The 15126-nt window shown below is 63.6% G+C and carries 8 protein-coding genes; 2 read left to right on the top strand and 6 right to left on the bottom strand.

Going from position 1 to position 15126, the window contains the following annotated elements; genetic code table 11:
• Nucleotides 1-863: 863 nt before the first annotated feature.
• Nucleotides 864-2978: a M3 family metallopeptidase gene (locus BLT65_RS01550; protein ID WP_091774885.1), complete on the bottom strand. Its 2115-nt coding sequence runs from the start codon at nucleotides 2976-2978 to the stop codon at nucleotides 864-866.
• A 411-nt stretch (nucleotides 2979-3389) separates the two neighbouring features.
• Here BLT65_RS01550 and BLT65_RS01545 point away from each other — a divergent pair, with 411 nt between their 5' ends.
• Entirely contained in the window at nucleotides 3390-4550 is a 1161-nt protein-coding gene (locus BLT65_RS01545) for an acyltransferase family protein (protein WP_091774882.1), read from the top strand.
• A gap of 112 nt (nucleotides 4551-4662) precedes the next feature.
• On the opposite strand, the gene folD is transcribed toward BLT65_RS01545, so the two are convergent.
• The 5 genes from folD to fixL form a co-directional block, all read right to left on the bottom strand.
• A complete protein-coding gene (gene folD, locus BLT65_RS01540) occupies nucleotides 4663-5520 on the bottom strand; it encodes a bifunctional methylenetetrahydrofolate dehydrogenase/methenyltetrahydrofolate cyclohydrolase FolD (RefSeq protein WP_091774238.1) in 858 nt (285 codons plus the stop codon).
• A gap of 342 nt (nucleotides 5521-5862) precedes the next feature.
• The gene (locus tag BLT65_RS01530) at nucleotides 5863-6792 is read right to left on the bottom strand and encodes a DUF2950 domain-containing protein (protein WP_425273095.1); all 930 of its coding nucleotides are present in this window, start codon (nucleotides 6790-6792) and stop codon (nucleotides 5863-5865) included.
• Nucleotides 6793-6941: 149 nt separating this feature from the next.
• Nucleotides 6942-8270, bottom strand: a complete 1329-nt coding sequence (locus BLT65_RS01525) for a DUF3300 domain-containing protein (protein ID WP_091774878.1) — start codon at nucleotides 8268-8270, stop codon at nucleotides 6942-6944.
• A 645-nt stretch (nucleotides 8271-8915) separates the two neighbouring features.
• A complete protein-coding gene (gene fixJ / locus BLT65_RS01520) occupies nucleotides 8916-9560 on the bottom strand; it encodes an oxygen response regulator transcription factor FixJ (protein WP_007586834.1) in 645 nt (214 codons plus the stop codon).
• A complete protein-coding gene (gene fixL / locus BLT65_RS01515; RefSeq protein ID WP_042314649.1) occupies nucleotides 9557-12073 on the bottom strand; it encodes an oxygen sensor histidine kinase FixL in 2517 nt (838 codons plus the stop codon). Before fixL ends, fixJ begins: the two co-directional genes overlap by 4 nt.
• A 287-nt stretch (nucleotides 12074-12360) precedes the next feature.
• On the opposite strand from fixL, the gene aceE reads away from it, so the two are divergent.
• On the top strand, nucleotides 12361-15060 hold the full coding sequence (gene aceE, locus BLT65_RS01510) for a pyruvate dehydrogenase (acetyl-transferring), homodimeric type (protein ID WP_091774232.1): 2700 nt from the start codon (nucleotides 12361-12363) through the stop codon (nucleotides 15058-15060).
• Nucleotides 15061-15126 lie beyond the last annotated feature (66 nt).

The following is a 15126-nucleotide window of genomic DNA, read 5'->3' as shown; positions in this document are numbered from 1 at the left end:
CGCCCCTGTGCGGGGCGGCACCTACTTTTCTTTGCCGCCGCAAAGAAAAGTAGGCAAAAGAAAGCGGCTAACACCGCCAGCCCGTGTTCTTACCCACGGGCCCCCAACGTCCCCACGCTTCACATGACAGTGCCCTGGTCGGCGCTCGTTGCCAACGCTTCGAATGAACGCCTCACCCACTTCAAATACCCGCACACGTGCTAGCGGCAGCGAATGGTATGTGCCGCCCAGGTGGCAAACTGTGTGTAGGTTGTCGTGACGTATAGCCTGGCGCTCTTACAGGGTGGCGCGTGCGCTACCGGTCCGAAGTGTGGCGTGTGGAGCACAAGGGCCTACACACAGTTTGCCACCTGGGTGGCGGTGGACTATCTGGCAAGGCATGCTGAAACGCGGGCGCGCGAAGCGGGTGATGCGCACAGCAAGAGCGCTGGCAACGGTCTTGAATCGAGAAGTTGCCGCGAGAAGTAAGGGACCGGTTGGGGTCCCTCAGGCGGGAAGAAATGTTGGCGGTGTGAGCCGCTTTCTTTTGCCTACTTTTCTTTGCGGCGGCAAAGAAAAGTAGGTGCCGCCCCGCACAGGGGCGACGCCTGAAGCACGCTAACGAATCGCGGATGCCACCGCAAAGGCAGCCACACCGAACGGCGACGCCTGAAGCACGCTAACGAATCGCGGATGCCACCGCAAATGCAAACACACCGAACCGCGACGCGTGAAGCGCGCTAACAAATCGCGGATGCCATCGAAAGAGCCACAAAAAAAGCGGGCCCGGCAACCCGAACCCGCCCTTTAAGTTAACTCTGCATACACCGCGGAGCGGCAAACCAAATGCCATACAAACCCGCGCTCCGCCGCATCAAAACCACTCAATGCACCGCACCCGGCACCGCATCCGGCGCCATGCCGTTATGCCGCAACAGCGCGTCAATATTCGGCTCGCGGCCGCGGAACGCCTTGAACGATTCCATCGCGGGACGGCTGCCGCCCACTTCGAGAATCTCCTTGCGGTAGCGCGTACCCGTTGCCGCATCGAGCACGCTGCCTTTGCCCGCTTGCGCGGCTTCTTCGAACGCGGCGTAAGCATCGGCAGACAACACTTCGGCCCACTTGTAGCTGTAGTAGCCCGCCGCGTAGCCGCCCGCGAAAATGTGGCTGAACGTATTCGGCCAGCGCGAGAACGACGCTTGCGGAATCACGTGGAAGCGTTCGTTGATCTCACGCGCCAGGTCATTCGCGCTCTTTGCTCCCGACGTGTCGAAGTCGACGTGCAGCTTCATGTCGAACATCGAGAACACGATCTGCCGCAGCGTGCCCAGACCGCTCTGGAAATTCTTCGCGGCGAGCATCTTGTCGAACAGGTCGCGCGGCAGCGGCTTGGCCGTATCGACGTGCGACGTCATGTCGCTCAGCACGTCCCACTCCCAGCAGAAGTTTTCCATGAACTGCGACGGCAGTTCGACGGCATCCCATTCGACACCGTTGATACCCGACACGCCAAGCTCATCGACGCGCGTCAGCATGTGATGCAGGCCGTGACCGAACTCGTGGAACAGCGTGATCACTTCATCGTGCGTGAAGCACGCGGGCTTGCCGCCGACGGGCGCCGAGAAGTTGCACGTCAGATACGCGACGGGCGTCTGCACCGCGCCGTTGACGGGCTTGCGGCGCGAGCGGGCGTCGTCCATCCACGCGCCGCCGCGCTTGCCCTCGCGTGCGTACAGGTCGAGATAGAACTGCGCAACGAGGCCGCCGTCCTGATTCTCGACGCGGAAGAAGCGCACGTCCGGGTGCCACGTCGCGGCTTCGTCCCGGCGGATCTTCACGCCGAACAGCGTCTCCGTGACCTTGAACAGGCCCTTGAGCACCGTGTCTTCCGGGAAATACTGCTTCACTTCGTTCTCGGAGAACGAATAGCGCTTCTCACGCAGGCGTTCGGCAGCAAACGCGACATCCCACGGCTGGAGTTCGGCGAGACCCAGTTCGCTCGCAGCGAACTCGCGCAGTTCCTTCCAGTCGTGCTCGGCGTGCGGACGCGCGCGCGTCGCGAGGTCTTCGAGGAACGCCATCACCTGTTCCGGCGACTCGGCCATCTTCGGCGCGAGCGACACCTCGGCGAAGTTCTTGAATCCGAGCATGTGCGCTTCTTCTTCGCGCAGCTTCAGCGCGTCAGCGACGATTCCCGTGTTGTCCCAGTCGGTATTGCCCTTGCCGTATTGCGGCCCGAGTTCCGACGCACGCGTGACATAGGCGCGATACATCGTCTCGCGCATCGCGCGGTTCTCCGAATACTGCATGACGGGGAAGTACGACGGGAAATGCAGCGTGAACTTCCAGCCGCTCTTGCCCTCGCGCTCGGCCGCTTCGCGCGCGCCTTCGATCACGTCTTCGGGCAAGCCCGCCAGTTCGTCCTTGCTTTCGGCGATGAACGCATACGCATTCGTTGCGTCGAGCACATGATCCGAGAATGCTTTCGACAGCGCGGCCTGGCGTTCCTGCAATTCCGCGAAACGCGGCTTCTGATCTTCAGGCAGTTCGGCGCCCGACAGTCTGAAGTCACGCAGCGAGTTGTTCAGAATCTTCTTGCGTTCGCCCGTCAGTGATTCGAAATCATCGGCGGCGGCAATGGTCTTGTACTTCTCGTACAGCGCCAGATTCTGTCCAACGCTCGACCAGAACTCGGTGACGCGCGGCAGGTTCTCGCCATACACGGCGCGCAGCTCGGGCGTATCGGCGACGGCGTTCAGGTGGCCGATCACACCCCAGGCGCGCGACAGCGGCTCCGTCGCGCGTTCGACGGGTTCGACGACGTCGGCCCACGAGGCCGGCGTCGACGGCTCGGCCGCGCGGTCGACAGCGGCGCTCGCATTCGCGAGCAGCACATCGAGGGCAGGCGTCACATGTTCGGGGCGGATCTCGCCAAAGCGCGGCAGATCGGAGAAATCGAGGAGCGGATTGTCGGATGTCGATTGAGAAGTGGACATGATGCTTCCTGTCTGACGCGGTAAATGAACGCCCGGATGATGCGCTTCCGGGCCTGAAACGTAAGCGGCGCGCATGACGCGCGCAACACGCGACGCGTGCGCGCGGGTCGCCCGGCGCCTTACAAGAACCATATTGGGGCGCCGTTCGCCGTTTCCAACTGATTTCAGCTGATATCAGCCAATCTCCAGCCGGTTGCAGCACAAATTATCAGAACTGCCGCTCACGCGCAGTGGTAGCGGGCTCAGACGTATTTGTACCAGAACGAGAGGGTGGGCAAGCGCACGGTCGCGGCGCGCGTTCTCGCGCATCGTTGAGACGTCCGCACGCAGACGGCATGCGCGCGGTTTCCGTTTCCTTCGGTGGCCGTTCACGCCCGCGTGCCGGCCCGCCAGCATCAGGTGGTCCTCGCGATGACTCCGCATCCCCAGACACTGTCGGGCGCACTTGCGCGCGACGCGAACAACTTCGATCTCGTGCGGTTGATCGCCGCGTGTGCTGTCGTCTATTGCAATGCGTTCGTCATCCAGCAGACGGATGCCGGCGATGGCATCACGGCGGCGCTCGGTTTCGGCGGCGCGGGCTATCTCGGCGTGTATGCGTTCTTTCTGATGAGCGGGCTGCTGGTGAGCGCGAGCTTCGAGCGGCAGCGCTCGGTGCCGCGCTTCGTCGCGCAGCGGCTCGCGCGTTTGCTGCCCGCCGTGGTCGGCGCGTCGCTGGTGGCGATCTTCGTCGTCGGGCCGATTTTCACGACGCTCGCGCTGCACGACTATTTCACGTCGGGCGCCACATGGCGAAACCTCGACTATTTCTCGACGCTCGTGATGAAGCGCGGCTGGACATTGCCGGGTGTGTTCGAGCACAACCGTTTCGTGCGCGACATCTGCGCGCCGTTGTGGACGCTGCCGCTGCAGGTGTATTGCTATGTGCTCGTGTTGTTCATGGGCATGTTCGGCTTGCTGTCGACGCGCTGGCGCAGCGTGATCGCCGTATTGATCGCGGCGGCCGTGTTTACGGTGCGTGTGCGTCTGCCCGATCTGCAGATCGGCTGGCGCGATTTCTCGGGCAACGCGGGCGGTTATGCGTTCTTCCCCGAGCCGTTTTTCTTTCTCGGCATGCTGCTGTACGGATGGCGCGAGCGCATCAACCTCAGCGGTCTGACCGCGTGCGGTCTGCTGCTGGTGTTTCTCGTGTTTCGCGACACGGCGGGCGCGCAGGCGCTGTTCTATATCGCGTTCGTCTACGGGCTGCTGTGGATGAGCGTGACGCCGATGCTGCGTGGCTGGGTGCCCCGTCACGACTACTCGTACGCGATGTATCTCTACGGCTTTATGGTTCAGCAATGCGTAGCGGCGCTCGCGCCGCGCATGCCGCCGATGCTATCGATCGTCGTCAGCGCGCCGTTCATTTTTGCGCTGGCGGCGTTCTCGTCGCGCTGGGTCGAGCGGCCGGTGATGAGCTGGTGTCGCGGGCGCATCGCGCGCATTGAAGCGCGTCAGCAAGAACGCAGGAACGCGCCCGAAGCAGCACCGATGCGCGCGGCCGACCTCGCGGTCCGCTGGCCGCCGCTTTGATGACTGGATGATCCTTGGTCCGTCCGCGATCTGCGGATGACGCGCGCCCGGTTCGTCGTGACAAGCCGGGCGGCCGTTGATGACGCGCCCTGAAGCGCGTCGAGTCGATTGCTCAGGCGTTGCCTGCGGCGCGCTCTGCCGCTTCGATCGTATTGACGAGCAGCATCGTGATCGTCATCGGGCCGACGCCGCCCGGCACGGGCGTGATATGGCCGGCCACTTCCTTGACGTTCGCGAAGTCGACGTCGCCGCACAGCTTGCCGTTCTCGTCGCGATTCATGCCGACGTCGATCACCGTTGCGCCCGGCTTCACCATGTCGGCCGTCAGCGTGTTGCGCAGGCCTGTCGCGACCACGACAACATCCGCGTCGCGCGTGAACGCGGTGATGTTGCGCGTCTTGCTGTGGCAGATCGTGACCGTCGCGTTCGCTTCGAGCAGCAGCAGCGCCATCGGCTTGCCGACGATATTCGAGCGGCCGATCACGACGGCATTCGCGCCCTTCAGCTCGATGCCGTACGCCTCGAACATCTTCATCACGCCATACGGTGTGCATGGGCGGAACAGCGGCTTGCCCGTCATCAGCGCGCCGGCGTTCGCGACGTGAAAGCCGTCCACATCTTTCTCGGGGGCGATCGCCTCGATCACCTTGTGGCTGTCGATGTGCTTCGGCAGCGGCAGCTGCACGAGAATGCCGTGGATTTTCGGATCGCGGTTGAGCGCGTCGATGCGCGCAAGCAGATCGGCTTCCGTCATCGTCGCGGGATAGCGGTCATACGACGAGAACAGGCCGTTGTCCTCGCACGCTTTCACCTTGTTGCGGACATAGACTTCGCTCGCCGGATTGTCGCCGACGAGCACGACGGCGAGACCCGGCTGGTGTCCACGGGCGGTGAGGGCGGCGGCGCGCGTGGCGACGTCGGCGCGCAAGGTCTTGGAAAGGGCGGTGCCGTCGATCAGTTTGGCTGTCATGGTCGGTCGAGAATGGGCGTTTCGGAATGCGGGCGGGGCAGGCAGGCGCGGGGCGTGTGATCACGTTGCCGCGCATGCCGCGCGTCGTGCTGCTGCGCATGCGCTCGCGGCGCTCGCTCAAGGCGGACACCGCGAATCGCACGGATGGCGCTCGAAGGCTGGAACGGGTCGCATGCCGGAAAGCGCACGGCGCGAAAACCGCGCCGCAGCGAAGTTCGACATTATACCGTTGAGGCAACGCAACTGATGACCAAGGGTGATGCCGAACGAAACCCGGCAACGGCGGCGCCGCCGAGGTGACGGACGCCGCCGCAAACCACTCAGCGCAGGTTCAGCGCGCGCTCAAGGCTGCGTCGCTTGCCAGGAGGAGTCGGGATTGAAGGTCGTGATCGTGGATGCGACACGCGGCGTCTGCGGCCCGAGATTCTTCTCGTAGACCTGGCCGTTCTGGTTGACGATAAAGCTCATCACACCCGTCTTGCCGTATTCGGCCGGCCACGCGACCAGGCCGAAGCCCTTCGACAGCACGCCGTCCTGCACGTAGTTCTGCGCGCCGCCGTCGGCTTTCGCGCCTTGCGACGTGAGAATGCGGTAGTGATAACCGTAGTACGCCTCGCCCGGCGCAATCTGATGCGGCATCGTCGCGGCGAGCGGCCCAAGCGGGCTTTCCGGCTGGCCGGCTGTCGTCGGCCAGTACAGACCGTCCTGCTTGCCGGGCGAGCTGATGAACTTCTGCGCGTAGTGCTGCATCTGCTTGCGGTAGTCGTTTTGCGCGTCGACATACGCAAGCGACGTCAGAACCGCCGCGCGTTCGTTGCGGCCAATGCGGCGCGTGAGCATTTCATCCGTGGCGGCGGGCGTGTTGAACTGCCAGCCGCGCGCCGTCTGCACGATGGGAATGGGCAGCGTCCAGCCGTCGTCGCCGACGGCGAGATGCACGCTCTTGCGGCCCGCGTGGGGCGCCGGGTCGTCGACGATCCGATGGCCTTTCGCCCATTGCCCGAGGAACGCGTAGATGTCGTCCTCGCCGATATTGGTGGTCGGGATGTAGCGCCCGTAGTTTTTGCCGAGCACCTTTTCCATCGCGGGGTGATCGCTGGTCGCGAGCGCGTTCGCGAACGCACTGGCGGCGTCGTCGGGCGTCGGGTAGACGGCCTGCGCGGCGGCGGGCTGCGCCGCCGCGAACATCGCCACGGCGGCGAGCGCGGCGAGCGCGTGTGAAAGCGCTGGGTGCGACGCGAACCGGCCCACCAGATGCGAGGCGCGCGGCATGCTGCGGGTGCTGCCGATGGCTGCGCGAATCGAATGACGGGTTGATACGCGGATTGATTTGCCGGTCATGACTGACTCCTGTCGACCAGAGCTGGCGCGCGAGCGGCCGGTTCTGGTCCGATCCAAGATGGTTGCTGTCGATCGTTCGTCTAGCGGCGATGGAATCCACCGCCACCGCCGCCACGCTGGAAGCCTCCACCGCCTCCGCCCCCGCCGCCATGCTGGAAACCTCCGCCGCCTCCGCCTCCGCCGCCATGCTGGAAGCCTCCACCGCCGCCACCTCCACCGCCGGCGCGGCCGCCTCCCGCCTGCCCGCCATTGAACTGCTGTCCGCCGCCGCCCGAGCCGAGCCGGTTGTTCGCGCCGCCGTTGTTCGCCAGCGACTGGCGGCTCGCCTGACCGCGCTGCAACTCCTGCCGCGAACCTGCGGCGTCGCCCGAGCCGCGCAATGCGTTGTCGCGGTTCAGGTTTTGCGCGCTATTGCGGACATTGCCCGCATTGGCGCCGCCCTGATGGATGTTCTGCACCCGCTGGCTCGCGTTGCCGCTCAGGTTCTGGCCAGTGCGGTTCTGCAGCGTCTGCTCCGCCTGCGCACGCGACGCGTCGCGCCCGCGAAACTGGTCGCGCTGCGCAGCGAGGTTGCTGTTGTTCAGATTGGCGTTGTTGCGATTGAAGTTCGCGTTATTGCGGTTGAAGTTAGCGTTATTGCGATTGATGCTCTCGTTGCGGTTCCAGTTTGCGGTGGACGTATTCGAGTTGATCCGGTTGTTGACGTTGATGTTGTTGTAGCGGTTGACGTTGATGTTGACGTCATGATTGTTCCAGTTGAACCCGCCCCATAGCGAATTGGCGACGGCCACACCCGCGCCGAACGCCAGCCCTGTCATGAAGCCCGACGCGATCGCGTAGCCGGGAGGCGGCGGCATATAGACGGGCGGATAGGCCGGGTAGGGCCACGTGCCGTAGACGACGGTCGGGTTATAGGTCGGCACGTAGACCACCTGCGGATTGGCGGGCACGATCTGGATCGTGCTCTGCTCGACGATCACCTTTTGCTGCTCGCTCGATTTCAGATTGCCTGACGACTGTGCCTGCTTGCGCAAGCGCTGCACCGAGTCCATCACATCGTTCGGCTGCGCGAGGAACGCGTTGCCGATCTGCGTGACCCAGTCGGGCTTCGAGTCCATCGTCGCGAGCACCTGCGGAAACGCGACCAGCGATTGCACGCTCGGGTCCCACGGTTCCGATGCGACGGCCTTCACGGCGTCGTCGCCCTTGTACTGCGAGTTCGCCTTCGACCACGCGGCGGCCGCCGTCACGTCCTGCGGGAACGTCGACGCCATCAGCACCTGCGCGAGCAGCGCATCGGGGTAGAGCGCGATGGGCGCTGTCAGCGAATCGAGTTGCTGGTTCGAGACTTTCGCGGGCGTTTGCGCGACGGCGACAGTGGGCGCGACGAAGCCCGCGGCGAGCGGCATGCCTGCCAGCGCCGCGCAGACGAGCCACGCGCGCGGCCTGTAGGGTCCGTAACCTTTCACGATGAGAACCTCCTTGCTGCGTTGTGAGCGCAACGGCTGCCGGGTGAGGCCGGCGTGCCGCCACGCGGTCTTGTGGCAATGGAGCGACAAGCGGACGACGGTGTAGGGCGACTGATAATGGAAGTGGACGGGGCGCGCAAGGGCAATCTGAGGCCTGCGGAAATGTCCGCGGCGAGGGCTTTGCATGCGACGCGCATCGTGGCCAGCGATGCACGCGTCGCGCCCGCACTGCACGTTTCGGGCATGGGTCGCTTTTTCGGTTGATCTGGTATGTAAATTAGAAAGCGGAGCCGCGACTGTCAATGCGCGATATCAAACTCGAACGCGGACGCTCGAACCGGGCGCACTCGCGATGCGAGACGGCCTGATCGAACGCAATGCGAATCTGTTGGGATCGCTAATGAAATGGGAGCGATGCGCGCGACGAAGAATCGTGCGGAAGAGGAGGGGAAATCCGGCGCTAGAAACAGCGCCGTGCGACGGCCCCGGTGGGCGTCAACGTTGCTTCATGCGCCTGCGCAACGAAGCGCAGGCAAAGATCGCGGCCATCGTGCGATGACAACCGCGACGCGTACTACTGCGGTATTACTGCGCCTGTTGAGGCTTGTTAGACAACGCGAGACGCAGCAGATCGGCGACCGTATTCACGTTGAGCTTTTCCATGATGTTCGCGCGGTGCGCTTCGACCGTCTTGATGCTGATGCCGAGGTCGTCGGCGATCTGCTTGTTCAGGCGGCCCGCGATGATGCGCTCGAGCACCTGATGCTCGCGCGCCGTGAGCTTGCCGAGACGCTCGGCGGCGGCGCGCTGCTGCTGCACGCTGCTGCTTTCGCTGCGGGCCTTGTCGAGCATGCGCTCGACCAGCTTGCGCAGCTCGGCTTCGTCGAACGGTTTTTCGATGAAGTCCATCGCGCCTTTCTTCATCGTCGAGACGGCCATCGGCACGTCGCCGTGACCCGTCACGAAGATGATCGGGAGCAGCGTGTTGTCGGCGATCAGGCGTTCCTGCAGTTCGAGCCCGCTCATGCCCGACATCCGCACGTCGAGAATCAGGCACGCGATCTGGCCGGGATGCTGATGTGGCTGCCATGCGTCGATGAACTGCTCGGCGCTGGAGAAGCACTGAACGCGGTAACCGTTCGCCTCCAGCAGCCAGCGCAGCGAATCTCGCACCGCTTCATCGTCGTCGACGACAAACACGGTTTCCTGTGTGGTAACTGGGGTGTTCATAGCTCTCCCGTAACGGTTTGTGGTGTCGGCGCCTCTGACCCGCCGTTGCTCGGGCCGTCAGGCTCTCCAATAGGCAGACTGCAATGGAAAGTGGCGCCCGTGACGTGGCCGTCGGATTCGACGTTGTTGACCACCCACAGGCGTCCGCGATGCGATTCGATGATCGAACGGCAAATGTTCAGCCCCATGCCCATGCCATCGGACTTGGTGCTGTAAAACGGTTCGAAGAGACGTTCGGCCGTGGCTTCGTCGACGCCTGGACCCTGGTCGACGACACTGAGGCATACGAAGCCGGAATCGAGCTTGACGACGAGGCGAATGACGGGATCGACGGCATTGGGCCGCGCGTCGTACATCGCTTCCGCCGCGTTCTTCAGCAGGTTCACGAGCACCTGCTCGATCAGCACCGGATCGACGTAGATGACGGGCAGACGCTGGCGCATGTCCGTCACGATGCGGATGCGGCGCTTGCGTACTTCGATCTCGGCAAGGCCAACGGCATCGGCGACGATGTCGGCGACGCGGGTGGCCTGGCGTTTCGGTTCGCTGCGTTTCACGAATTCGCGGATCCGCTTGATGATCATGCCGGCCCGCACAGCCTGTTGCGCCGTCTTTTCGAGAACTGGTAACAGGTTGTCGGGAGTTGTCCGACCAGATTTAACCAGCGCTACGGCTCCAGAGCAATAGTTATTGATGGCCGCGAGAGGCTGGTTTAATTCGTGGGCGAGCGACGAGGCCATTTCGCCCATCGTCATCAGGCGGCTGGTGTGCTGGAGTTTCTCGTCCTGCTGGCGCGCGAGTTCCTGCGCCTGCTTGCGCGTGGTGATGTCGGTCGCGATCTGCATCTGCGCGAGATGGCCGTCAACCCACTGAATGTACTGGCGGCGCACTTCGAACCATTTCTGGATGCCCTGCACGTAGACTTCCTGCGCGTCGGCGGAGCCTTCCGTGAGCGCCGCGGCGGGCAGGCCGGCGAAGGCGTCGACCATGTCGATCGAATCGGACGAGGCCGCCGAATTGTCGAAGCCGCCACCACCCGCCAGTTCGAGGTGGCCGTCCGGGCGGATGCCGAACAGGTGCCGGTAATAACGGTTCGCGAACAGCAGTTCGGCTTCGTCGGCGGCGAGCACGGACACGGCGGCGTCGAGGCTTTCGAGCACGGTCGTGAAGCGCTCGTGCGCGGCGGCGAGTTCTTCGCGCGCGCGTTTCGGTTCGGTGATGTCCGTCATCGACGACATCCAGCCCGTCTGCCGTCCCGAGCTGTCGATCAGCGGCGACACATAGAGACGCGCGTGGAACAGCGAGCCGTCCTTGCGGCGCACGCGCAGTTCGAACCCGGAAGAGGGCGCCTTGCCGCGCAAGGTCATGTCGAGCTGGCGCTGCATCTCCGGATACGAATCGCGCGGCCAGTAAGGGAACGGCGCATTCTTGCTGACGAGATCGCTTTCATCCCAGCCCGTCATCCGGCAGAACGCGGGGTTCACGTGCGTGATGCGGCCGTGCATGTCGAGCACGCGCATGCCGATCAGCACGGAGTTTTCCATCGCGCGGCGGAAGAACGCCTCGGCATAGAGTGCCTGCTGCGCCTCGAAGCGTTGGCGCGTGTGCTTCCACAGGCTCCACAAGCTCCACAGCACGAAACACGACAGACCTGCGACCAGCCACACGAGCGTGTTGTTCGTGAAGTTGGTCATCTGCGGGTACGCGTACACGCGCACCGACACGCCCTGGCCGGGCGGATCGAGCGGCAAGTCGTAGTACGCGTCGCGCGGCAGGCGCGGGCGTGTCGACGTGGTGGCGAGCTCGCGGTTGTTGATGTCGATGATCGAGATCTTGTACTTTGCCGACAGCTCGGGCGGGATGTCGCGCTTCAGTATCCCTTCGACAGAGAACACGGCCGCGACCGTGCCGAGAAAGTCGCGGTCGCGATAAACGGGGGTTTGCAGCGTGATATAGCCGTTGCCGACGTCGTCATACATCAGCGGCGAGTAGACCTGGCGGCGCGTGTTCTTCGCTTCCGTGAAGGCGGCCTTGACGGCCTCGTCCATCTGCTGGTCGTTGGGCTTGGCGAGACGCTGGCCCAGCACGGGCAGCGCGTTGTTCGGCCAGCGCGGCTGCTGCGCGCTGGTGTACCAGTTCATGTAGAGGATCTCGGGATGCCCCTGCATGATGTCGGCCGTCGACACCTGGAAAGAATGCGGGTCGGCGCGGCCGGAAACTAGATCGCGCGCGAGCGCCTGGAGCTGTTCCTGCGCGCCCGTCATGGACAGGCGGATCTGCTGCTGCGCCCACGCGACGTTGCGGTAGAGCGTGTCTTCCTGCTGCTGCTGCTCGCGCCGGTTCAGGCTCCACAGGATCAGGCTCATGACCACGAGGAACACGAGGATGGACAGCAGCGGCGTCAGCAAATAGGAATTCGACCACCACGGTCCGTGGTGCCAGCGGGACGGCGACGAATCCGCCGACGTTCCGGCAGAGCGCGCCGAGCGTGCGAAAAGCCGATCGGTCAACATGGCTGGCATTGTAGCGCAGCGCCTGACATGCAAATGACGCAAAAAAGAGGTGAAAGTCACGCAATTCGGCGCAAACTAGCCGACGTACTTGCTGATGGGCAGTCAAACCAGGGTGCGTCGCAACAATTTTCCGCATTATGAGAAACTCTCTCGTAATCTGAAAATTTCCTTGCGCAGGCGTTGTGGGCCTTATTACAATCGGCCGGAAGCTGCCGCGGCCGATGTGCGTCCTCGACGTTTGTCCGCGTCGCCTGTTCACAGAGCGTTCCCATATCCAGGAGACGAGCATGTCCGCTGTACCTGACGAAGTCCTGAAATACGTCGCCAACGCCAAAGACGACCACGATCCGCAAGAAACAGCCGAATGGCTCGAAGCGCTAGATGGCGTGATTTCTGCTGTTGGACCCGACCGCGCTCACTACCTCATCGAAAAGCAGATCGAATTTGCCCGCGTGCATGGCGAGCATCTGCCTTTCTCCGCTAACACCCCGTACATCAACACGATCCCTGTCGCGAATCAGGCGAAGATTCCTGGCGACCAGGACGTCGAGCACCGCATCCGTTCGTACACGCGCTGGAACGCGATGGCGATGGTGCTGCGCGCCGGCAAGGAAACCAACGTCGGCGGCCACATCGCATCGTTCGCATCGGCGGCGACGCTATATGACGTCGGCTTCAACCACTTCTGGCATGCGCCGTCGAAAGAGCATGGCGGCGACCTCGTGTTCGTGCAGGGTCACTCGTCGCCGGGCGTCTACTCGCGCGCGTTCCTGCTCGGCCGCCTGACCGACAAGCAACTCGACAACTTCCGCCAGGAAGTGGGCGGCGAGGGCATCTCGTCGTATCCGCACCCGTGGCTGATGCCGGACTTCTGGCAATTCCCGACGGTGTCGATGGGTCTCGGCCCGATCATGGCGATTTATCAGGCGCGCTTCATGAAGTACCTGCAGGCGCGCGGCATCGCGAAGACCGACGGCCGCAAGGTATGGGCGTTCCTCGGCGACGGCGAAACGGATGAGCCGGAATCGCTCGGCGCGATCGGCATGGCCGGCCGCGAGCGTCTGGACAACCTCGTGTTCGTCATCAACTGCAACCTGCAGCGCCTGGACGGTCCGGTGCGCGGCAACGGCAAGATCATCCAGGAACTCGAAAGCGAATTCCGCGGCGCGGGCTGGAACGTCATCAAGGTGATCTGGGGCAGCCGCTGGGATGCCCTGTTTGCACGCGACAAGACGGGCGCGCTGATGCGCCGGATGATGGAAGTCGTCGACGGCGAATATCAGACGTACAAGTCGGAATCGGGCGCGTTCGTTCGCGAGCACTTCTTCAACACGCCGGAACTGAAGGCGCTGGTCTCCGACTGGTCCGACGACGACGTGTGGAACCTGAACCGCGGCGGCCACGATCCGCACAAGATCTACGCAGCGTTCAAGGAAGCGACGCAGTCCAAGGGTCAGCCGACCGTGATCCTCGCGAAGACGATCAAGGGCTATGGCATGGGCGAAGCCGGCCAGGCGATGAACATCACCCACCAGCAGAAGAAGATGCAGGTGGAGTCGCTCAAGCAGTTCCGCGACCAGTTCCGTCTGCCCATCTCGGACGACGAAATCACGCACGTGCCGTATCTGACTTTCGAGGAAGGCTCGAAGGAACTCGAATACATGCGCGCCCGCCGTCAGGAACTCGGCGGCTATCTGCCGGCGCGCCGCCAGAAGGCGGAATCGCTGCCCGTCCCGGGGCTCGACGCGTTCGAACCGCTGCTCAAGGGCACGGGCGAAGGCCGTGAGATTTCGACGACGATGGCGTTCGTCCGTATCCTCAACATCGTGTTGAAGGACAAGGCGATCGGCAAGCGCGTCGTGCCTATCGTGCCGGATGAATCGCGCACCTTCGGCATGGAAGGTCTGTTCCGCCAGATCGGTATCTGGAATCAGGACGGGCAGAAGTATGTGCCGGAAGATTCCGACCAGCTGATGTTCTACAAGGAATCGACGACGGGCCAGATCCTGCAGGAAGGCATCAACGAAGCAGGCGGCATGTCGGACTGGATCGCAGCGGCGACGTCGTACTCGACGCACGGCGAGATCATGATTCCGTTCTACATCTTCTACTCGATGTTCGGCATGCAGCGCATCGGCGATCTGGTGTGGGCCGCGGGCGACATGCGTTCGCGCGGCTTCCTGCTGGGTGGCACGGCGGGCCGCACGACGCTGAACGGCGAAGGCCTGCAGCACGAAGACGGCCACTCGCTGCTGTGGGCGGCATCGGTGCCGAACTGCATCAGCTATGACCCGACGTTCGGCTACGAACTCGCCGTCATCATGCAGGACGGTCTGCGCCGCATGGTGCAGGAGCAGGAAGACGTGTTCTATTACGTCACGGTGATGAACGAGAACTACGAGCACCCGGCGATCCCGCAGGGCGAGCACGTGGCGAAGGACATCATCAAGGGCATGTACGCGTTCCGCAAGGGCGCGGCCAATGCGAAGGCGCCGCGCGTGCAGCTGATGGGCGCGGGCACGATCTTCAACGAAGTGATCGCCGCCGCCGACCTGCTGAAGAACGACTGGGGCGTCGAGTCGGATCTGTGGAGCGTGCCGAGCTTCACGGAACTGGCCCGCGAAGGTCACGAAGTGCAGCGTCAGAACCTGCTGAACCCGCTCGGCGAGAAGAAGCTCTCGCACGTCGAGACGCTGCTGAAGGACGCGAAGGGTCCGGTGATCGCATCGACGGACTATGTGCGTGCGCTGGTCGACCAGATTCGTGCGTTCGTGCCGCAACGTTTCGTCGTGCTGGGTACGGACGGCTTCGGCCGCTCGGATACGCGCGAAAAGCTGCGTCACTTCTTCGAAGTCGACCGCTACTGGACCACGGTCGCTGCGCTGAGCGCGCTGGCCGATGAGGGTACGATTGAGCGCAAGGTCGTGGCCGACGCGCTGAAGAAGTACAACCTCGATCCGTCCAAACCCAACCCGATGACCGTCTAAGGCATCGACCCGCGAGCCCCAATGCGCACCTCTCCGCCCGAAGCGGGCGGAGAGGTGCGCGCGGCC

This window comes from Paraburkholderia steynii (assembly GCF_900100565.1).
Taxonomy (GTDB): domain Bacteria; phylum Pseudomonadota; class Gammaproteobacteria; order Burkholderiales; family Burkholderiaceae; genus Paraburkholderia; species Paraburkholderia terrae.
Note: the sequence above shows the minus strand (reverse complement) of the source record. Positions and strands in the feature narration are given on the sequence as shown.